Origin of the sequence: Bacillus sp. M6-12 (assembly GCF_002860285.1) — a bacterium.
Taxonomy (GTDB): Bacteria; Bacillota; Bacilli; order Bacillales; family DSM-1321; genus Peribacillus.
This window is the reverse complement of sequence record NZ_PGVF01000002.1, coordinates 1-22015: the sequence shown is the minus strand read 5'-3', so window position 1 is coordinate 22015 and position 22015 is coordinate 1. Positions and strand designations below refer to the sequence as shown.

The following is a 22015-nucleotide window of genomic DNA, read 5'->3' as shown; positions in this document are numbered from 1 at the left end:
GAAGCTAAACGATCCAAATTCTTAAGTGTCTTTACATTTTAGCCACACAAAAAAAGATAGATAAACGGAATTGTCCGCCTATCTATCCTTCTTATTTTGTAAAACTATCTATATAAACTGAACAATGTCCTTTATTGGCAAACGGGTGGTGTTATGTGCAGGTGCAGCAGCTTTGCCGAGAGGTATTAACACGGCAGGATAGGTGCCCTCCGGCAAGTCGAATTTTTCCGCGAACTTTACCCTGTCAAACCCACCCATAGGAACGGTATCATAGCCGTATGCTTTTGCGATTAGCATAAGCTGCATGGAAACCAGGCCTGTGTCAAACTGAGCAATGTTTCTTCTGGCTTCTTCCGGTACATTGGGATAAAGATTATTTGTGTTTTCCACCAGGCGCTTCATATTTGTTTCATCCATATATCCCGCTTCAACACTGCTTTGGTATATTTTCTCTGCATTCTTATATGAATCGATCACTCCAAGAACTGCGATAACAGCTGAAGCTGTTTCTACCTGTTCCTGATTATTGGCAATCGCTCTTAATTCTTTTTTGGTATCCTGATCTGTTATGACGATAAAACGCCATGGCTGCAGATTACTGGATGATGGTGCAAGTGCAGCTTCCTCGAGAATTTTTACGATTTCGTCCCTCGGTATTTCAAAATTCGGGTCGTACACCCTAACAGATTTACGTTCACGGATGACTTCTATTATATTTTTGTCATTTGATGCATTCACATTAATTCCTCCTAGCTTGGGCTAATCCTTACGGAAAGTATTCCGTACTAAAGATTACTATTAGTCAATTTTGGAGTCAAATATTCTGATGGCCTTAGAAATTGAAGGGATGTTCACGATTGAAGTTCGTATTTAAAAATTTTGAAAAAATTCAAAAAACATCTTGTAATAAACTTAGTCTGTGTTTATAATTTAGTACATAAAAGCATAAAAGTGTAAAAGCGGTACATAGAGACATAGAACGGGGGATTCAGATGAAAAGGAAATGGCTAGGATCAGCAGCTGCGGTAAGCATTCTGGCAGCAGTGATGCTGTCAGGCTGCGGAAGCACTAATACAAGCAGTCCTGAAAAGAGCGGAGAAACAAAGGCGCCCGCAAAAGGTGGCGAGTTGCAGGTCGGAATGACGCAAATCGTTGAGCATCCTTCATTGGATGCAGCTTCAAAAGGCTTTAAAGCCGCGCTTGAAGAAAAGGGACTGAAAGTTAAATATGATATGCAAATCGCGGGAGATCCGAATAATACACAAACAGTAGCAAATAATTTTGTTTCTGATAAGGTAGATTTAATTTTTGCAAATTCCACTCCGAGTGCCCTTGGTGCATTAAATGCAACTAAGGATATTCCTGTTGTCTTTACATCAGTAACGGATCCGTTAGGAGCAAAGCTAGTATCATCAATGGAGGCTCCTGGAGGAAATGTAACCGGAACGACAGATACACATCCTGATGCGATTCCAAAAACGGTAGAATTTATTTCAAAGCAAATGAAGGCTAAAAAAGTTGGAACCATCTATAATGCCGGAGAACAGAATTCAGTTGCCCAGGTAGAAATAGTTAAAAAAGAAATGAAAAAAGCGGGCATTGAACTAGCTGAAGCATCGGTTTCAACCTCTGCTGAAGTAAAGCAAGCCGCAGAGTCACTTTCAGGCAAGGTAGATGCTTTCTACGTTATTACTGATAATACGGTTGTTTCGGCCCTTGAGTCAGTGATTGGTGTTGCAAATGATAAAGATATTCCATTGTTCGTGGGCGAGCTCGATTCAGTTGCACGCGGGGGCTTTGCCGCATACGGCTTTGACTATTATGATATCGGCTTTGAAGCAGGAGAGATGGCAGCACAGATTCTTGCGGATGGCAAAAAGCCAGCGGATCTGCCCGTCCAGTACCCTCAAAAATTAAAGCTCTCCATAAACGAAAAGGCAGCTAAGGAAATGGGCATTGAAATCAAAGAAGAGTGGAAGTCTGAAGCGGAAATTGTAAAATAATCATTCCATAAACCGCGGAAACTCCACTGGAGAGGAAGATAATTATGTTAGCAATATTCAGTTCAGTTGAGGCGGGTGTCATTTATGCCATAATGGCTCTTGGTGTTTATTTATCATTCCGTATTCTGGATTTTCCTGATTTAACTGTTGACGGAAGTTTTGTAACCGGGGCCTCAGTTGCATCGATAATGATTGTAAATGGTCAGAGTCCGCTTGTTGCTACCGCAGCTGCATTAGTTGCTGGATTTGTTGCAGGGGGCATTACAGGCCTGCTGCATACGAAAGGAAAAGTAAATCCTCTTCTTTCCGGAATATTAATGATGATTGCTTTATACTCCATTAACCTGCGGATTATGGGGAAATCGAATGTACCGCTTTTGACGGAAGAAACACTCATGACAAAGATTACTGCATTTTGGCAAAATTCAGGGTTGGACGGAGCATTGAACAATCTTTTGGCGGCTGCAGGATTGGGAGCTGAAGTCCCTAAAACATGGGGCATATTGTTTACGATGCTTCTGCTTACATTATTGATCAAAGTGTTGATTGATGCTTTTCTCAAAACAGAAATCGGTCTCACTCTTCGTGCTACTGGAAATAATGCGGCAATGGTAAAAAGCTTTTCTGCCAATACCGGTACCATGAAGGTTATCGGACTTGGGATTTCCAATGGACTTGTCGCTTTTTCAGGAGCGCTAGTTGCTCAATATAACGGCTTCAGCGATGCTGGGATGGGAATAGGAATGATTGTAATTGGACTTGCTTCGGTCATCATCGGTGAAGCGGTTTTCGGTTCAAAAACAATTGCCAGAGCTACACTTGCCGTGATAGGCGGTGCGGTCATTTATCGGATTGTTGTCACGCTCGCCTTGCAAGTTCAATTTCTTGAAACAGGGGATATGAAACTGATAACAGCAATAATAGTTATTTTCGCTTTAATTATCCCGAATATTTCTGCCGCCCAAAAAGAGAAAAGCCGTAAGAAAAAGCGACTCAAGGAGCTTTCATTTCAGAGGGTAGATTCTTTCGAGAAAGGCGGGGAACAGATTGCTGCAGTTAAATCAGATATTTAAAGTTTTCAACGAGGGAACTCCCGATGAAAAACTGGCGCTTAATGACATTGACCTTCAGCTGGCCAAGGGTGAATTCGTAACCGTAATCGGCAGTAATGGAGCCGGAAAATCAACACTAATGAACCTAATCTCCGGAAGGCTGATTCCCGACGCAGGAGATGTTAAAATTGACGGGGAAAATATGACAACTGTTCCTGAGCATATTCGTTCAAGAGTAATTGGACGCGTTTTCCAGGACCCGATGGCAGGAACTGCACCTGACATGACAATAGAAGAAAACCTTGCGATCGCATATACAAGAACAAAGCGAAAAGGCTTGAGCTTTGGCGTTACAGGCAAAAGGCGGGCATTCTTTAAGGAAACCCTTGAAACCCTTCATCTGGGACTTGAGAACAGAATGAATGCGAAAGTAGGGATGCTGTCTGGGGGAGAACGACAGGCGCTTTCGCTGTTGATGGCGACGTTTACGGAACCAAAGATATTGCTTCTTGATGAGCACACCGCAGCACTTGATCCTGCACGGGCAGAATTAATCACTAATCTAACCAGGCAAATTGTTGAGCAATATAAGCTGACGACACTGATGGTCACTCATAATATGCAGCAGGCAGTGGACCTTGGAGATTCATTGATTATGATGGACAAAGGACAAATTATATTTGATGCTAAAGGCAAGGATAAGTCTTCGTTAACTGTTGAAAAACTTCTTGAAGAATTCCAGCGAATCCGCGGCGAACAAATGACCAACGATAGAGCCGTACTAATTTGATTAATTCAAAAAAGACCTTGCCAGAAGGGCAGGGTCTTTTTTCTTTGGAAAAGGGCCGGAGCTGCGCTGATTGTAGGCAAAAAGAACTCCATTGAAATAAAATGTAAAATCACTTACAAAGTTGTATCGTTTAGCTTCGCTCATACCGCCTGTATTGTGTTAGCTGTGCTAACTCCTTAATCCATGTTTGGGCTGGGAGAATAGACTCATTTCTGTGAAATCTACCATGCGATTAAAATAATAATTGAAATATTGGGACTAATTTAGGAAAATAAGGTTATTCCATTTAGGAGGAGAATCAGGTTGGCCGTCACCATTACAGAAAAGCAAACAACAGATTTCAGGCAAGGCATCCAGTCAGGTGTTAGCATTGCCATTGGGTACTTTCCGATTGCACTTACATATGGGCTTCTGGCTAAGACAACCGGCTTAACAATGGCCGAAACCGTTGCCATGAGCATTTTCGTTTTTGCTGGAGCGGCACAATACGTCTCATTGAGCCTGCTTACTTCCGGGACGGGTGTTTTTGAAATCGTCCTTACAACATTTATTTTAAATATCCGCCATTTCTTAATGTCAACGGCACTTAACGAAAAAAGCGCAGATGACTTTTTGTGGAAAAAGGCCGGATATGCTTTTGGTATTACGGATGAAACCTTTTCGGTTGCTGCGACAAAAGAAGGGACTGTTTCAACCGGATATATGTACGGAGTGATAAGTGTCAGCTATTCAAGCTGGGTCGTGTTCTCAGGTCTTGGTTATCTATTTGGAGCGAGCTTGCCTAAAACATTGCAGGAAAGCATGTCGGTTGCACTTTATGCGATGTTCATTGGCCTGTTGGTCCCTTCAATGAAGGGATCAATGAAGGTAGTATATCTTGCGGCAATGGCAGCCTGTTTTAATAGCGTTTTCACCATGTCCGGTACTTTGAAAACAGGCTGGGCTATTGTTACAGCGACCCTTTTGTCAGCGATCCTTATAGAACTTGTGGAGTATTTGAAAAAAGGAAAAGGGGTCTATGGGCATGAATAGTACGATCGCGCTGATGATACTAGGAATGGCTGTAGTAACTTATTTGCCGCGGATGCTTCCTTTTGTTCTGTTTAAAGGAAAAGAATTGCCGCCTTTTGTCCAGGGAGTTCTAAAAAATATACCATTTGCTACACTTGGGGCACTCATATTCCCCGGAATTTTGTTCATCCAGGGTGATATGCTTTATGGAGTTATCGGAGCTGCATCAGCCATTATTATTGCATTCACTGGTGCAAATGTAATTGTGGTAGTTCTTGGTGCCATAGCTGTACTAAGTGTGTATTCCTACTTCCTCCCCTTCTAGCGGGGTATTGAAGTTTAAAAAGAAGAAAAGACCTTGCCGGCAAGCAAGGTCTTTTCTTCTTTGACAAAGATAACTATTCTACTTCTTTCATGATTCTTTTATATACTTTGTCTTTATCAAAATTGTTTTCACCCATGCCGAACACTTCGATTACACGGTTATTTTGATCAAGCAAGTAAGTTGCACTGGTATGGACAAACTGGCCTGTTCCCGGGTCACGGTATTGGAAGTTATACTTGTCGGCTAATTTTTTCGTGTCTTCATTGGTTCCGCGAAGAACTTCCCATCCGTTGTATTTATCAATTTCAAAGGTCTCTGCATAATTTTTTAAAATATTTTGGGTATCCTTTTTGGGATCAAAAGTAATGGTCAAGAATTCAACCTCACTGCCAAATTTCCCTTGCTCGGCCAGCTGATCTCTAATTTTTTTCATTTGAAATGTGGTATTAGGGCAAATATCAGGGCATTCTGTATACATAAATTCCAGCAGCCGGACTTTCGGTGGCAATTCTTTAAAAGAGTAGGATTCGCCATTATGTGTTTTCATAACGACTTCCTTAGGGAAATCCATTTTTGATTGCCGGTATTCAGTAAAATAATAAATTCCAGAACTAACCCCAATTACCAGCAGGACGGAAAAAATAATATATATCTTCTTCATGATTCACCTCGAATGATTAATGTAAGGAACTAAATTTATGCTATATAGATGTTGAGAATATATCTTAACTATACCTTAGGAAATGAGAGGGAGGTGCCGGAAAAGAGAAAAAACATTGAATATTGTTTGAACTTTTAGTGTCGAAGGGCCTTCTTTTTGTTCTAACCTCAACTTCGATTACTACAATATACAATAGGGCTGTCCTGGAAGGGAGGAAAAGTTGATGAGAAGGAAAATAGGTTTGCAGGCAATTATTATCTATTTATTTTTTGTTTTGGCTGTATACTGGTATCTATATTTCGGAGGGGATTCAGGCATTCCTGAGGCTTTCAGGGGGACGAGCGCGGATCCCGCCACATTTTTGAATGGCCGGGAGCTTATGCTGAGTGAGGAATATTCCAGGATTAGGAACTTCCTTTTCTTTGTATCTACCCCTTTTGAATGGCTTTTGTATTTATTAATCTTGATAGGAGGCTTATCTCTGACTTTTGAAAGATGGGCTGCCGCTGCATCAAAATGGAGAATAATGAAAACCGCTATTTATGTTTTCTGGCTTTCCATTATCACTCTAATTGCATCTTTTCCAATTAAATATTTAGGTTACTATTTAAGCAAGAAATATAATATTTCCATACAGACATTTTCTTCCTGGATGAAGGATCAAATTATTGATTTCTGGCTGAATTTTGGGCTGATGGTTCTTATCGTCTCTGTGCTTTACTGGCTCATTAAAAAGAGTGAAAAAAGATGGTGGCTTTATGCATGGCTTTTGTCTGTTCCTTTTTCTTTTTTTATGATGTTTCTTCAGCCAGTAGTAATTGACCCGCTTTATAATGATTTTTATCCATTAAAAGATAAAAAGCTAGAAAAACAGATCCTCGAAATGGCAGATAAGGCTGAAATACCTGCTGACCATGTGTATGAGGTGAACATGGCGGAGAAGACCAATTCCCTGAATGCCTATGTTACCGGTGTTGGTTCGAACTCAAGGATAGTTCTATGGGATACTACGCTTAACAAACTTGAAGATGATGAAATTTTATTTATAATGGCTCATGAGATGGCCCATTATGTTGAAAAGCATATTTATATTGGTATAACAGGATATTTGCTATTAAGTTTGGCGGGGCTGTGGCTTATATCAAGGGTTATGAATTATTCCGTACGCAAGTGGGGCGGGCTGCTGCAGGTTTCCTCTGTGAAAAGTGTAGACTCGCTGCCGCTGTTCCTGCTAGTTGCAGCCATCCTTTCATTTGCATCCGCACCGCTGTCCAATGCTGTGTCCCGCTATCAGGAAGCGCGTGCTGACAGCTATGCGATTGAAATGACCAAAGATCCCGAATCGGCGATTGGCACTTTCCAGGAGCTAACAAGGGCAGGACTCAGTGAAGTGAACCCTCCATTCCTCGTGAAACTGTTCCGCTACAGCCATCCGCCAATGCTTGAAAGGATTTCCGCCCTAGAGCAATATGAACGGGAAAAAGAGTAAATTTAAATTGTAAGTGACATATATACGTTCTGTAAATTTCTTGCTAAAATGAAATTTATAAAATATCATGACGGGATTTGTTATTCCCGAGGGGTAATGGTGGATAAAAATGCATCGTAATAAAGAATTGTATCAGTTTTTATCAGATAAAACGTGGCAGCTGACAGAGCAATGGTACGAGTCGTTGGATAAAAGTGGAAATGATGGTGTATATTCATCAACCAATTTAGAAATAATTGAAGGAGTAAAAAAGCAAAATCACGAATTTCACAAACGATTCTTCCGAGTTTTTTTGGAAGATGAGTGCGAATTCTTTGAAACATTTGAAGAGTGGATATTGTCTGTCGCCCAAGATCGGGAACATTTAAAAACACCTATTCATCTAATTTTAAAGGAATTCTTCAGGACACAGCAGCAATATCTTGACTTAATCAGGGAGTTTGTTTCTTTACACCCAGGGAAGTATTCAAATGATGTTGTGGATTTATGGACGCAGACAATTATTAAATTATTTAGTGAAGTAATGACATGGTTCACAAAAGAAAATTTTAAACATTCACAAAGGCAGCTTGAAGCCCAGCAGGAAATGATCAGGGAGTTAAGTGCTCCTGTAATATCGTTAAACCAGAACACTGCATTGCTTCCTCTCATAGGGGACATTGACACAGCGCGGGCCAAATTTCTGCTGGAGAATACTCTGCATCAATGTGCAAAAAAGAACATTAACCATCTGTTTATTGATCTATCTGGAGTAGTCGTGATTGATACAATGGTTGCACAGCAGATTTTTCAGATGATTGAAGGCCTAAACTTGCTTGGAGTGCATTCTACCCTTTCGGGGTTAAGACCAGAGATTGCCCAGACAGCTGTTCAATTAGGTTTGTCATTTGATAATGTTTCCGTTACATCTACATTGGAAAAGGCGATTAATCAGCTTTTTAAAAATTAGATATTTAAGGGAAAAGCTTATGAAGCACTCGCTAAAAAAACCCTTGTCATCACTTTGACAAGGGTTTTACGTGTTTTGCAGATTATTGGATTTTAATTTCCAAATGCCTGATTTACCTGATTTAATTCACAGGTTAATTTCATAAATTGGGCCTTGTTCTTCTGGTCGAGGGCATGATCTATTTCAGTTACAAGCTTCTGCTGCTTTCGCTTTAATAAAGCTTCAGTAATGATCATATCAATCATTAAATTTTGCATGTAATTTTCTCTTTTCTTCTTGTTCATTGCACATGACTTTGTTAGTTCCGAATAGGACTTCTCATGTTTCATGAAACTCACCCCTGAGACCTTTTAAATAGTATATGGATGAGTGCGGCTAAATTCAACTGAAAATTTTAAATTATTAATTTTTTTTAATGTAATAACCTGAGTTACGTTATTGGTGGCTTAAATTCTATTTTCCTTATTGTGAAATACGTTTATATAATTTTGAATTTTTTGTGAATTTAACCAAAATTGCTTTCTTGCATGATATGATAGGTTTGTTGGAAAATCATGGTTATTAGAGAGGAGTTTAGATATGACTACTGGAAACCAGTGCCTGATCGAAGAATATGAAATAACGCCTTATACGCTTATACTCATGCCCATTCAGTACGGAAGTAAAACATACACCCGCATCTATGAATTAAATGAGGAATTCATCTCTCCATTTAGGCCGTTGGACATTATTAAGAAAAGCTGCCAGTATTTTGGAAGTTCCTATGATGGAAGACGTGAAGGCACTAAAAAGCTTATTAAAATCACTCACAAAGCACCAATTGCAATTGATCCGACAAGTTCTATCTTCTTTTTCCCAACAATTTCTCCTTCGCGCCCCCAATGTGTATGGCTTGCTCACGAACATATTTCCTCATACAGCCGGAGTGATGCGGCAGAAACTTCCATAACGTTCCGAAATCAAAAAAAGATCAGCCTTCCTGTCTCTTACAGCTCTTTTGAAAACCAGCTGATGCGGACAGCGCATCTAAAAACCACGCTGGTGCAGAGAATAGCGGAAACGGAGAGAAAATCGTTTTATATGTTTCCCCGCCAGAAAACCGAAGGATGAATTAGTCTCAATATCCCGTTTGAATTTTAATCGGATTTGAATAGAGACAGTAGTTAAATCAGTTAAACGCCCCGGTTTTTAAAGCAGATTATGTATATGAAACCGTACTTATCATATTTGTAAAAGGTTATCTGTATTTACTGCTTTCTATATTCTGCGTCACCTGTTACCGGGGAACGCTTATTTAGCGGATAGGGAAGCATAACACATCGTTTCCATGCGCATAAAGCAGAACCCAGACTAAGTGCGCAGTGTTGTAACTTGAAATCATGTACAGCCTTTGATTTGGCAACGTCTGTGTGACCCAAATCCCGCGGGCCTCAACTACGCCTCTGTCATCGTCTTTTCAAGGCTCGCCAATCGGTAAGTTTTCTGCGCGAATAGGAAAGCATAAAGTTATGGGATAAAAGTTGCATCCCTTCCATCCGCATAAGTGCAACTACGCCTCTTTCATCACCTTTTCAAGGCTCGTCTATCGGCGAGTCTTTTAATATTTTAGCCTCTTGATAAGATAATACCCAAGCAATTCCTCCACTTTATTGCGAAGTCTTGGGTTGAAGTAGTTATGATGTTCTTCATAACCCCGATAAATAAAGGAGAACATTGTAAAGGCTTCATCACGGTTTATTTCACTTACTTTAATATTTTCATGCCTTAAAAACCTTCTTGCTTCGGCAAGATCCTTCTGTACAACTGTTAAGGCTTCTTCTACAAGGTCAAGGTAAGGCTGCCGCAATTTAAACGGACTTTTCTCAAAAATTTGCCTGTCCCGGTTTAAGATCGTTATCACCATAGGAAGGTAAATAGCTTGTTCAATTATGTTGCGGTCTTTCTCAGGAATACGTGTCATTTAAAAAACCCCTCTTAAAAAAGGAACATATGTTCTGGTTATATCGTAATAAAAATTCGTTTAGTGTGCAACCTGTTTATATAGGAAAAAGCAAAAGTGATTATTTTAATGCTGAAATTGATTAATCATACGGGTGAAGGGGAAAGGGATTATTAAAACAGAAAACAGTCATGAGCAAGACTCCCAATCTATGCATGGAAAAAAGAATAAGCAGTTGGCACACTAACATTGATTTAACAGCCAAGGTTAACAGAGCCTTTAATTTAATTAGTTTTTCTTATACCGAACAATTGGCCCAGCTCATCCCCTTTTCCACACAAAATAGAACCGTTAAGATCCTGCTTTGTAAATAGCCATGTTACATGTACAATGAAATAGAAGGCCGATTTAATAAGTAGAAAGAAAAATTATGTTAAGGAGATCACAATGGATTTTGAAGTAATACGGGAATGGATAACGCTTGAAAATATAATGGACCTTATTCAGAAGTATCGGTCCTTTGGTCCAATCCCAGGTATATTATTGCCCATGCTGGAGGCTTTCTTGCCTTTTTTGCCGTTATTTGTTTTTGTAATGGCAAATGCTAACGCTTTTGGGCTGTGGATCGGATTCTTAATATCCTGGGCGGGATCAGTGGCAGGTGCTCTGCTTGTTTTTTTTATTGTCAGAAGGTATGGACAGCAAAGGCTTCTGTCATTTCTCCAGAAAAGCAGGCAGGTTAGAAAGCTGATGGACTGGGTGGACAGGCATGGATTTGGCCCCTTGTTCCTTCTGCTCTGCTTTCCGTTTACTCCGTCAGCCATTGTAAACGTGGTGGCTGGACTTTCAAAAATAAGCTCGCTGCAGTATGCACTTGCTGTAACTGCCGGAAAGATGGTTATGATTTTTACAATCAGCTTTGTCGGTTATGATATTTTCTCACTTATCCATAAACCGCTCAGGACCGCTATAGTCCTTCTTATTATTTTTGTTCTTTGGTATGTTGGGAAACAAGTTGAAGTAAGATTGAATAAGAGTGTCCAGAGGGAGAAAGGCTGACAGAGATTACGTTTTTTAAAGGCTGGGCATTTCAAAAAGTCTTCCGAATATGATCAGGAGTAAAAAAGAGTAACCTTAGCAGCGAATCACACCAAGAAAAGGACAGCTTACTGAGGATATGGGTTCAGGACGGCGAACAGGTAAATACAGGCTAATAACCGGCACCCTTTTAATAGCCGTTCTTCCTCTTATGATGGAGGCAAACAAAAAATGGGACAGAAGCGAACAGCACCGATAGGGGAATGGGTAAAAACTGCAATTATATTATTTGTTTTATTTATTTTCATTCGCACCTTTTTCTTTTCCAGCTATGAAGTTGAAGGTGACTCGATGAGGCCGACACTCGAAAGCGGCAATAAGCTTGTGGTAAATAAAATCGGTTATCGGCTGGGAGAAATAAAACGGTTTGATGTCATCATTTTTCATCGCAAAAAAGAGGATTATGTCAAAAGGGTGATTGGGCTTCCCGGTGATAAAATTACGTATGCCGATGATCATTTATTCATTAACGGAAATAGATATCGTGAAGAGTATCTGGATGAATATGAACGCCCGATTCTAGGCCAAAAACTGACCGGAGACTTTACTCTCGAGGAGCTGACTAGTGCAGAAACGGTTCCTGAAGGGGAATTATTTGTAATGGGCGACAACCGGCTTGTCAGCCTTGATAGCAGACATTTCGGATTTGTACCGATCGATAAGGTAGTCGGAAGAGTGGACGTGAAATACTGGCCGCTGGATGAATTTAATCTGGATATGTAAAGCCTTCAGAAGTGGTTTAAATTAAAGCAGGATATAGTTTCTTATACCAAGAGGTTTCTGAAGAAATATCCTGTAAATCCCTATGGAAAATCAGTGGAAACTCTGTCAAGATAGACAGGGTTTTTATTTTTTTGTATGTAGTTTTTTGTTTCTGAAAACACGACAAGTAAGCAGTTTAATGTTAAAATTTTATTACGAACAAACGTTCTTTTGTATTTTTGGAAAGCCTCCTCCTAATGAAGCGTAAAGGGAGGTTCTGTTATAGTAGAGATAGTATTATAGAACAAAAGATACAAACGTTGAAATGGGGGCGAATTGATGACACTGCAGTTTTTGCTTGGGAAGTCCGGTACAGGAAAAACAACTGTGATATTAGATGAGATTCGTGAGAAACTATTCGAAAATCCGGAAGGTAACCCGATCATTTATATTGTTCCTGAACAGATGACATTTTTATCTGAACATAAATTACTTGCTACACCAGGTTTAAGCGGTATGATCCGCTCTCAGGTACTCAGCTTCACCCGGCTTGCATGGAAAGTGCTTCAGGAAGTGGGCGGTATGAACCGGATTCATCTGGACAGCACAGGAGTGAGCATGCTGATCAGGAAAATCATGAATGAAAAGAAGGGCGATCTTAAATTATTCGCACGTTCTTCTGAGAAGCAGGGTTTTCTTGCTCAAATGGAAGAAATGCTTACCGAGTTTAAGCGGTATTGTGTTAAGCCTGAAGAGATTAGGACTTTCCTGACACAAAATGAAAGTGATGGAGCACTCGGGGATAAGCTTCATGATCTGGAAATTATCTATCAGGCGTTTGAAGATGAACTGGCAGGAAAGTATCTTGATTCAGAGGACTACTTCAGGCTTCTTGTTGAGAAAATCCCTCACTCATCCTTTATCTCCTCTGCGGAGGTTTATATAGATGGATTCTACAGCCTAACCCCGCAGGAGCTGCTGATTGTTGAAGAACTTTTAAAGCATTGCAAAAGTGTAAAGGTTGCCCTTACGCTGGACAAGCCGTTCAGGCATATGCCGCCTGACAGTCTCCATCTTTTCAGGCAAACAGGACATACGTATTACAGCATATTCAATGCAGCTCTCAGTCTGGGAGTTGAAGTTGGCGAAGATATTGTATTGGACCGCCCATTAAGATTTACAGAAGCTCCGTCGCTTGTTCACCTTGAAGAAAATTTTAATGTCAGGCCGCTGCTGGAATTTGAGGGTAAAACTGAAGTATCCGTTTCACAGGCTGTCAACCGCCGTGCTGAGGTTGAAGGAACAGCCCGTGCAGTCCTGAACCTGGTCCGTGATCAAAATATACGCTTCCAGGACATAGCAATCTTGCTCCGAAATGGTGAAGCCTACCATGACATCATCCAAACTATTTTCAGAGATTACAAGATTCCTCACTATATCGATTCCAAACGGACAATGCTCAATCACCCGCTAATTGAACTTATAAGATCAGTTCTGGAGATTTTGGTGACTAATTGGCGATATGAGCCTGTTTTTCGGGCCATTAAGACTGAATTGCTTTTCCCCATCTCCCGCAGCAGCGGAAAAATGAGGGTTGCTGTTGACCGGATGGAGAACTATGTTCTGTCCAGAGGTTTAAAGGGCAGCCAATGGACTTCGAAGGACAGATGGACCTATAAGAGAATAAGAGGGATCGAATTTGAAGATAGAGTTCAGACCGATAGAGAAAAAGAAATTGAGAACGAATTGAATGAATTGAAGAACCTGTTTACAGAACCGATTATCAGGCTGTCTAAACGGCTGAAACGTTCTGTGAACGGCAGAGCGTTCTGTGAGGCTTTATATGTATTTCTTGAGGAATTGCATATCCCTGAAAAACTGGAAAAAATGAAGCTGGAAGCCGAAGATTCAGGAGATCTGCTGCTTGCCAGGGAGCATGAGCAGGCATGGGACAGCGTTTGCGGACTGCTCGATCAGTTCGTTGAAATACTTGGTGAAGAGGCGCTTACAATTCAGCAATTTACTTCCGTTCTGGATGCGGGAATGGAAACAATGAAATTTTCACTTATTCCCCCGGCTATTGACCAGGTAATCGTGGCAAACATTGATCTTTCGCGGCTGGACGATGTTAAAGCAGTCTTTGTAATTGGGCTGACAGAGGGAGTATTGCCTGCGAAATTATCTGCAGATGGAATCTTTTCTGACAGTGACAGGGAATATTTGGACAGCAGAGGAATGGAAGTGGCACCAAGCTCTAAAACGAAACTGCTGGACGAAGAATTTACTGCCTATAAGGCATTTATGACAGGTTCACAAACGCTCTGCCTTTCATTTCCTCTTGCTGATGAAGAGGGGAAATCGCTCCTTGCTTCCTCGTATATTAAGAGGGTAAAAGAAGTCCTTCCAAATGTGCAGGAAGGCACGTACCTGAATGATCCTTCCGATCTTTCACCTGAGGAACAGACATCATTTGCAGCTAACCATGATGTGGCATTGTCTTACTTAACTGCACAGCTGCAGCTGAAAAAGAGGAACTATCCAATCCACCCGCTATGGTGGGATGTATACAACGCATATATAAAAAATCCGGCTGTATCAGGTATGGCTCAAAGAGTACTTTCAAGCCTGTTTTACCAAAATACCGCAAAGAAGCTAAAGCATGATACAAGTAAAAAGCTGTATGGGGAAAATATCCTTGCAAGTGTTTCGCGTATGGAAATGTTTAATAGCTGTGCTTTTGCACATTTTGCAGCCCACGGCCTAAAACTGAGAGAGCGGAAGATATTCCGGCTGGATGCCCCGGATATTGGGGATATGTTTCATGCGGCATTGAAGGTTATTGCGGAACATCTCAATGCAAACAGCATCCAGTGGTCTTCATTGACAAAAGAACAATGCGTTCAGCTTGCAAAAGGGGCAGTCGATACGCTTGCACCTAAATTACAGAATCAGATCTTATTAAGCACCAACCGTCACCATTATTTAAAACGGAAGCTTGAGAATGTAATAGCGCGTGCTTCCCTTGTCTTAAGCGAGCATGCCCGCTTAAGCGGCTTTGCCCCAATTGGGCTTGAGCTTGGTTTCGGAATGGATGGCAAGCTGCCGCCGCTATCGTTCCAGCTGAAGGATGGCACGAAAATGGAGCTGATTGGAAGGATCGATAGAGTAGATAAAGCCGAAGAACAGGACGGCACTTATTTAAGGGTAGTTGACTATAAGTCCAGCGAGAAGGAACTGAATTTAAGCGAAGTCTATTATGGACTTTCCCTGCAAATGCTTACTTATCTTGATATTATCATTACCCATTCACAATCCCTTATTGGCAAAGAAGCCTTCCCGGCAGGAGTACTTTATTTCCATGTCCACAACCCTGTTGTAAAAAGCAATGGCATGCTTGGGCTTGACCAAATTGAAGAAGCGATTTTTAAGGATTTCAAAATGAATGGTCTTATCCTTGGGGAGCCAAAGGTGGTTCAAATGATGGATACCTCACTGGATCCGGGCCAGGCAGGAAGTTCTGATATCATTCCGGCAGGTTTTAAGAAAGATGGCACAATGAAAAGCAATAGCAAAATTGCCAGCAAAGAGGAATTTGTTTCGCTTAAGCAGCACGTCCGCCAATTATACAACGATGCGGGCAACAGTATTGTGGATGGTATTGTTGATATTGCTCCTTATAAATTGAAGGATAAAATTCCGTGCACTTTTTGTTCATTTAAATCAGTTTGCCAATTTGACCAATCACTGGAAGACAATCAATTCAGAAACCTTACTTCTAAAAAACAATCGGACATTATGGAATTAATCAGGGAGGAGGCCAGGAACTAAATGAGCAAGACAACTATACCGCAGATGCCAGCAAATCTTACTTGGACAGAGGCCCAATGGAAGGCGATATGGGCCAAGGAACAGGATATACTGGTTGCTGCTGCTGCCGGATCGGGTAAAACAGCTGTGCTTGTTAACCGGATCATTCAAAAAATCCTTTCCCAGACTAATCCAATTGATGTTGACCAGCTGCTGGTTGTTACGTTTACGAATGCATCAGCTGCTGAGATGCGACACCGGATCGCAGAAGCTCTGGAGACGGCTATCAATGAAAATCCACATTCCCAGCACCTTAGAAAACAGCTGAGCCTGATTAATCGAGCGTCCATTTCTACATTACATTCTTTTTGCCTGGAGGTAATCCGGAAATACTATTATCTTACTGATATCGACCCCGGGTTCAGGATTGCAGATTCGACCGAAGGGGAGCTTTTGAGGGATGAGGTTCTTGAAGAACTATTTGAAGAGCATTACGGCCAGGAGGAGAATGAAAGTTTTTTCAAGCTGGTTGATGCTTTTTCGACCGATCGCAGTGATTCAGCTCTGCAAACAATGGTGCGGACTTTGCACGATTTTTCAAGATCCCATCCAAACCCGTTTCAATGGCTTGACGATTTGGTTCAAATGTATGAACTGGGAGAAGAAGCTTCAATTGATTCCCTTCCCTTTATTCAATCCTTGAAATTTGATATCAGCCTTCAGCTCGAGGCTGCTGCTGAGCTATTGAATCAGGTAATGGAACTTGCTAAACTGCCCGGAGGACCCGCCCCGCGTGTGCAAAACTATCTTGAGGATCTAGAAATTATCCATCGGCTGAAAGTAGCTGGGAATATCTCCTGGGACGCACTGTATCAGCAAATGCAATCTTGGAAGATTTCAACAGCAAAGCGGTGCTCTGGAGATCAGTATGATAAAAAACTGTTGGATTTAGCCACGAAGCTAAGAAATAAGGCCAAAAAAATACTGGAGAATCTGAAAACAGAACTTTTCTCAAGGCGTCCAGAAAGCTATCTTCAGGATATCAGGGAAATGAAAGAATTTGCTAAAACACTCGTTTCTCTTGTAAAACAATTCGACCAGGAATTTTCGAGAGTAAAAGCTGAAAAGAATCTGGTTGATTTTTCAGATTTAGAGCATTACTGCCTGGACATTTTAACGGCTGAAGCAAATGGGATGGAACGGGTTCCATCTTCAGCTGCCAGGGAGTACCGTAAGCAATTTAGGGAAGTCCTTGTGGACGAGTATCAGGATACGAACCATGTACAGGAGTCCATATTAAAGCTTGTAACCTCTGATGGGGAATATACAGGAAATCTGTTTATGGTCGGTGATGTAAAGCAATCCATTTACCGCTTCCGCCTTGCTGAACCTAATTTATTCTTAGGGAAATACGGACGATTTTCTCCAGATGGTGAGGAAACAGGGCTGCGCATAGATTTAAACCAGAATTTCCGAAGCCGGAAAGAAATTCTTGACGGAACTAACTTTCTGTTCAGGCAGCTAATGGGGATTACAGTAGGTGAAATTGATTATGACAAGGATGCGGAATTAAAGAAAGGGGCCGATTATCCTGAGGAACAGCTTCATCCAATTGAACTTTTTCTAATCGACAATGCCGAGCAGGTAAAGGAATCCGAGGAGGCTGATAGTGAAACAGAATCCTCAGAAACATCCTTTGAAGCAGAAGAACTTGAAAATGCTCAGCTGGAAGCTCGGATGATGGCAAGAATAATCAAGAAGGCAATCGCGGAAAAACATCCAATCTATGATACCAAGACAAAAACCTATCGCTCCGTAACCTACCGGGATATTGTGATTCTATTGCGTTCCATGCCATGGGCACCGCAGATTATGGAGGAGTTTAAAAAGCAGGGAATACCTGTGTATGCCAATCTTTCATCAGGATATTTCGAAGCAACAGAGATAGCGATCATGATCTCCCTGCTAAAGGTAATTGATAATCCGCAGCAGGACATCCCGCTTGCATCAGTCCTGCGCTCTCCAATTGTGGGACTGACGGAGGATGAAATGGCCCAAGTCCGCCTTTATCATTCAGGTACCTACTATGAGGCGCTTGAGACATTTTGCAAAAAAGCCAGCATGGAAGAGGATGCGAAGCTCTACAGCAAGGTTGATTCCTTCAGCAAAAAGCTGTCGCGCTGGAGGACAGTGTCACGGCAGGAGTCTTTATCGGAACTGATCTGGCTGCTGTTTAGAGAAACACTTTTTTATGATTTTGCCGGAGGAATGCCTGGAGGAAAGCAGCGGCAGGCGAATTTAAGGGCACTGTATGACAGGGCTAGACAATATGAGTCAAGCTCGTTCCGGGGCTTATTCCGATTCCTGCGCTTTATTGAAAGAATGCAGGAAAGAGGAGACGATCTAGGGGCCGCAAGGGCTCTGGGTGAACAGGAGGATGTAGTCCGGATTATGACAATCCACTCATCAAAGGGACTTGAATTCCCATTGGTTATCATAGCCGGTTTGTCAAAACAATTTAATATGATGGATTTAAATAAGCCCTATTTACTAGATAAGGAATATGGATTTGCGGCTAAGTTTGTTAATCCAGATTTACAGATCACATATCCTTCCCTGCCGCAATTGGCCTTCAAACGGAAAAAGCGGCTTGAAATGATTGCCGAGGAAATGCGAGTCCTTTACGTTGCCCTGACCAGGGCTAAGGAAAAGCTTTATTTAATTGGCACTTTAAAGGACGCGGAAAAAGGCATCGAAGGCTGGAGCCAGCAGGCACAGGAGAAAGAATGGCTCTTGAAAAATCATATAAGGGCAGGAGCAAAAAGCTACATTGATTGGATTGGCCCCTCAATTATCCGGCATGCAAGTGCAGGTGATCTGCTTCAGGACATTAATGCAATTAGCTCAGGTAATGAGGAAGTGCTCCGAGATCCGTCCAGCTGGAAACTGGCGATCGTAGCTGCTGATGAGCTGAAGCAGATCGGTACTGTAGACGAACAGGAGCAGGAAGCTTTGCTTGAGGCTGTCAAAGAAGCTGTTCCTGTTTCATTCGAGTCAGAATTTAAGGACAAAATTCAATTTCAATTGAACTGGAAGTATGAGCATGCCGATGCATCATCTTACCGGTCAAAACAATCGGTTTCCGAATTAAAACGGCATGCAGAGCTGAGGGATGATGCCAGTTCAACGGATTTATTGCGGCGGTTTAAACGTCCGATCCTTACCAGGCCCGTGTTTATGCAGGAAAAATCAATCACGCCTGCTGAAAGAGGAACGATCATGCATTTAATCATGCAGCACCTCGATTTGCGAAGCCCAGTAACTGAAGAAGCAATTAACGAGCTTATTAAGGATTTAATTAAGCGCGAACTGCTAACAGAAGAGCAAGCTGGTGTGGTAAACGCTGAGGTGATCAGCGGATTTTTCGATTCTGATCTTGGCAGGAGATTGCAAAATGCCAGGAAAATAAAGCGGGAGGTACCGTTTACAATGGCGGTTCCAGCAAGTGAAGCCTACAGCGACTGGCAGGACGGAGATGAAATTGTTATCGTTCAGGGTGTGGTTGACTGCATTTTCGAAGATGAGCAAGGTATTGTGCTGCTTGACTATAAAACTGATACGATAACCGGCCGTTTCCGAAATGGATTTGAAGGAGCCCGTGAAATATTGGCTGATCGATATCGTGTACAGCTGCAGCTTTATACAAAGGCCATTGAAGAAATTTTAAAGAAGAAAATAAGCGAACGTTACCTCTTCTTCTTTGATGGAGCACACCTATTAAAAATGTAGAATCTATAACGGCTATCCAGGATTTATGCTGGGTCGCCGTTTTTCTATGGAATAATCACTTTCCTGACAATCCCCGTCAATAAGAAGATTTCTTTATAATGTTTTCTTTGTTAAATAATGCTGTTGATTTTGTTACCTTAAAAGTAGGCTAGGATAAAGCTTATTGCAGATGGAACTATGTTGATTGGACCGAAAGGCGCAAGATCCTCGAAAATGCATTCGCATCTACTTCGTCCGGTGTTTATTCGAGGATGCTTATTCAACGTCCTGCGGGAGAAGCGGGTCAAGGTAGACCCCGCAGGCTTATTATTGCCGATGAGGCTCCCGAAACGCCCGCGGAAAGCAAGTGCCTGTAGCGGCAATCAACAGGCAAGTTAAACTGAGCTATAATGTTATATAACAGATATAGTTTGAATTAGTTGCACACGTAATATTGTGGTAAAATTAAATTTAGAAAATTCAAATAACAGGAAGGTGGATATTGATGAATGTACCGTTAGTGCTGACTGAGTTTTTGGACAGGGCAGTTTCGTTATATGGTGAAAAGAAAGCGCTTTATTGTGAGGAACGTGTTTTTACATACAGGGAGTTAAATGAGCGGGTTAACAAGCTCTCATATGGCCTTCGTGCGCTAGGTATTAAAAAGGGCGACCGTGTAGCCTATTTAGCGGGCAATACAATTGAAATGCTTGAAGGATTTTATGGAGTGTTTCAGCTGGGCGCGATTATGGTTCCCCTTAATATCAGACTTAAGCCGGAAGATTATCTGTTTATTCTGAACCATAGCGAATCAAAGGTTCTTCTCGTAGATCAGGATCTATATCATCAAATCTCGCCTATAAAAGACAGGCTAACGACGGTTCAGCACATTATTGTTCACTATAAAGAAGAAACGAACCTGGAAACTGATTATGACGAGTGGCTTGACGGGCAGTCATCAGCCTTTGACAGGGCTGAATTAGAAGAGAATGATGTTTGTTCGCTTCTTTATACAAGTGGAACAACCGGAAATCCCAAAGGTGTTATGCTGACTCATCGCAATAATTATCTGCATGCCTTTAGTGCCATGCATCATTTAAAAGTCAGTGACAGAGATGTATATTTGCACGTTTTGCCAATGTTCCACGTAAATGCATGGGGGGCGCCATTTTATTATACATTGAACGGAGCTGCGCAGATTTTCCTCCGCAAGGCAACACCTGAAGCCATTTTTACAATGATTGCAAAACATAATGCAACAGTAATGCATATGGCACCTACTGTCCTGAATTCACTGCTTCAATATTATGAAAAAAATATACCTGAGATTGATTCAAACCTGAGGGTTGTCATTGCTGGATCTGCTCCTCCTCCTGCTTTTGTGACAAGGGTTGAAAAAGAATTGGGATGGGAGTTTATACAGGTTTATGGAATGACAGAATCGGCTCCTCTTAGTCTTGTCTCCACGATACATGGCCATCTATCCCACCTGCCTGTCAGGGAACAATACAGGATGAAGGCTAAGGCTGGGCATTCGATGGCGGGAAGCGTTGTAAAGGTTATTAACGACCATGGCGAAGAGGTGGCCCATGATGGAAAGGAAATTGGCGAGGTTGTTGTAAGGAGCCATGGAGTGATGAAGGGATACTGGAAGAATGAGGAAGCTACTATGGAAGCAATAAGGAACGGCTACCTTCATACCGGGGACATGGGTACGGTCGACCAATATGGAAACATAGACATTGTTGACAGGAAAAAAGACATTATTATTTCCGGTGGTGAAAATATTTCCTCTATTGAAGTAGAGGGGATTTTATATGAGCATCCTGGTGTATTGGAAGCCGCAGTGATTGCAGTGCCCCATGAAAAGTGGGGAGAAACCCCGCACGCCTATGTTGTGAAACGGGAAGGGCATCATCTCACTGAACAGGACATCATTGCTTTTTCGCGTGAAAAACTCGCCCATTTTAAAGCAGTAACAGGAGTGTCCTTTGTGAATGAACTTCCTAAAACGGCATCGGGGAAAATTCAAAAAGTGCATCTGCGTGATGAATACTGGAAAGTCCATGGCGTATCTGATCGTTTTGTTAACTAAGCTAGCAAACGAATAGCTATTTTGTAAATGGAATTAATTAAACAGCCTGCCGATATGCTTCACAAATCGGCAGGCTGTTTTTTATAATTCATTTAAAACGGTACCACATATATCAAATTCAGGTGTTAGAAGATTTACTTCCAGAGACGATAATATTTTCGTTTGTTCCAGATCACCCGGACTGAAAATGGCTTCGTTATTTTCTTTGTTCCATTGGAAGTAGTTCATACTCATCGTACATCCTCTCCTTTGGTCAGAAATACCTTGGCCTCTTATCTTAATTGTAAGTTGAAGTAAAAAAAATTCTAACGCTCGTCACCCGGACT

General features: G+C 41.6%; 18 protein-coding genes. 13 read left to right on the top strand and 5 right to left on the bottom strand.

The genetic code is table 11. The features are described 5' to 3' along the window. Positions 1 to 108: 108 nt before the first annotated feature. Positions 109 to 738, bottom strand: a complete 630-nt coding sequence (locus CVD28_RS04955; protein ID WP_101591277.1) for a nitroreductase family protein — start codon at positions 736 to 738, stop codon at positions 109 to 111. 254 nt (positions 739 to 992) lie between these two features. On the opposite strand from CVD28_RS04955, the gene CVD28_RS04950 reads away from it, so the two are divergent. The 5 genes from CVD28_RS04950 (at position 993) to CVD28_RS04930 (ending at position 5181) form a co-directional block, all read left to right on the top strand. Beyond that, positions 993 to 2003: an ABC transporter substrate-binding protein gene (locus CVD28_RS04950; RefSeq protein ID WP_101591276.1), complete on the top strand. Its 1011-nt coding sequence runs from the start codon at positions 993 to 995 to the stop codon at positions 2001 to 2003. 41 nt (positions 2004 to 2044) lie between these two features. Then, positions 2045 to 3076 carry an ABC transporter permease gene (locus tag CVD28_RS04945; protein WP_101591275.1) on the top strand — a complete coding sequence of 344 codons (1032 nt, stop codon included), beginning with the start codon at positions 2045 to 2047 and terminating at the stop codon, positions 3074 to 3076. Then, positions 3051 to 3845: an ABC transporter ATP-binding protein gene (locus tag CVD28_RS04940; protein WP_101591274.1), complete on the top strand. Its 795-nt coding sequence runs from the start codon at positions 3051 to 3053 to the stop codon at positions 3843 to 3845. Before CVD28_RS04945 ends, CVD28_RS04940 begins: the two co-directional genes overlap by 26 nt. 303 nt (positions 3846 to 4148) lie before the next feature. Next, the gene (locus CVD28_RS04935) at positions 4149 to 4877 is read left to right on the top strand and encodes an AzlC family ABC transporter permease (RefSeq protein WP_101591273.1); all 729 of its coding nucleotides are present in this window, start codon (positions 4149 to 4151) and stop codon (positions 4875 to 4877) included. Next, positions 4870 to 5181 carry an AzlD domain-containing protein gene (locus CVD28_RS04930; RefSeq protein ID WP_101591272.1) on the top strand — a complete coding sequence of 104 codons (312 nt, stop codon included), beginning with the start codon at positions 4870 to 4872 and terminating at the stop codon, positions 5179 to 5181. Before CVD28_RS04935 ends, CVD28_RS04930 begins: the two co-directional genes overlap by 8 nt. A gap of 73 nt (positions 5182 to 5254) precedes the next feature. Here the strand turns inward: CVD28_RS04930 and CVD28_RS04925 are convergent, their stop codons facing one another. Continuing rightward, positions 5255 to 5842: an SCO family protein gene (locus tag CVD28_RS04925; protein ID WP_101591271.1), complete on the bottom strand. Its 588-nt coding sequence runs from the start codon at positions 5840 to 5842 to the stop codon at positions 5255 to 5257. Positions 5843 to 6065: 223 nt separating this feature from the next. Here CVD28_RS04925 and CVD28_RS04920 point away from each other — a divergent pair, with 223 nt between their 5' ends. Both CVD28_RS04920 and CVD28_RS04915 read left to right on the top strand, forming a co-directional pair. Next, positions 6066 to 7331, top strand: a complete 1266-nt coding sequence (locus CVD28_RS04920; RefSeq protein WP_101591270.1) for a M48 family metallopeptidase — start codon at positions 6066 to 6068, stop codon at positions 7329 to 7331. Between the two features lie 109 nt (positions 7332 to 7440). Then, positions 7441 to 8280 (top strand): STAS domain-containing protein, encoded by an 840-nt coding sequence (locus CVD28_RS04915; protein ID WP_101591269.1) that lies wholly within the window; start codon positions 7441 to 7443, stop codon positions 8278 to 8280. A gap of 92 nt (positions 8281 to 8372) precedes the next feature. Here the strand turns inward: CVD28_RS04915 and CVD28_RS04910 are convergent, their stop codons facing one another. Continuing rightward, the gene (locus tag CVD28_RS04910; RefSeq protein ID WP_101591268.1) at positions 8373 to 8609 is read right to left on the bottom strand and encodes an IDEAL domain-containing protein; all 237 of its coding nucleotides are present in this window, start codon (positions 8607 to 8609) and stop codon (positions 8373 to 8375) included. 250 nt (positions 8610 to 8859) lie between these two features. Between CVD28_RS04910 and CVD28_RS04905 the strand changes: the two genes are divergently transcribed. Next, on the top strand, positions 8860 to 9390 hold the full coding sequence (locus CVD28_RS04905) for a competence protein ComK (RefSeq protein WP_101591267.1): 531 nt from the start codon (positions 8860 to 8862) through the stop codon (positions 9388 to 9390). A gap of 487 nt (positions 9391 to 9877) precedes the next feature. Here CVD28_RS04905 and CVD28_RS04900 read toward each other — a convergent pair whose 3' ends face one another. Then, a complete protein-coding gene (locus tag CVD28_RS04900) occupies positions 9878 to 10240 on the bottom strand; it encodes a hypothetical protein (protein ID WP_101591266.1) in 363 nt (120 codons plus the stop codon). Between the two features lie 426 nt (positions 10241 to 10666). Between CVD28_RS04900 and CVD28_RS04895 the strand changes: the two genes are divergently transcribed. The 5 genes from CVD28_RS04895 to CVD28_RS04875 all read left to right on the top strand — a co-directional run bounded on the left by CVD28_RS04895 (position 10667) and on the right by CVD28_RS04875 (position 21689). Then, positions 10667 to 11278, top strand: a complete 612-nt coding sequence (locus tag CVD28_RS04895; protein ID WP_101591265.1) for a TVP38/TMEM64 family protein — start codon at positions 10667 to 10669, stop codon at positions 11276 to 11278. A 210-nt stretch (positions 11279 to 11488) separates the two neighbouring features. After that, positions 11489 to 12040: a signal peptidase I gene (gene lepB, locus CVD28_RS04890; protein WP_101591264.1), complete on the top strand. Its 552-nt coding sequence runs from the start codon at positions 11489 to 11491 to the stop codon at positions 12038 to 12040. 318 nt (positions 12041 to 12358) lie between these two features. Further along, positions 12359 to 15847 (top strand): helicase-exonuclease AddAB subunit AddB, encoded by a 3489-nt coding sequence (gene addB / locus CVD28_RS04885; RefSeq protein ID WP_101591263.1) that lies wholly within the window; start codon positions 12359 to 12361, stop codon positions 15845 to 15847. Next, positions 15848 to 19615 carry a helicase-exonuclease AddAB subunit AddA gene (addA, locus tag CVD28_RS04880; protein WP_101591262.1) on the top strand — a complete coding sequence of 1256 codons (3768 nt, stop codon included), beginning with the start codon at positions 15848 to 15850 and terminating at the stop codon, positions 19613 to 19615. A gap of 484 nt (positions 19616 to 20099) precedes the next feature. Beyond that, on the top strand, positions 20100 to 21689 hold the full coding sequence (locus CVD28_RS04875; RefSeq protein WP_101591261.1) for a long-chain-fatty-acid--CoA ligase: 1590 nt from the start codon (positions 20100 to 20102) through the stop codon (positions 21687 to 21689). Positions 21690 to 21770: 81 nt separating this feature from the next. Here the strand turns inward: CVD28_RS04875 and CVD28_RS27885 are convergent, their stop codons facing one another. Beyond that, a complete protein-coding gene (locus CVD28_RS27885) occupies positions 21771 to 21923 on the bottom strand; it encodes a hypothetical protein (RefSeq protein ID WP_180953949.1) in 153 nt (50 codons plus the stop codon). Positions 21924 to 22015: the final 92 nt, after the last annotated feature.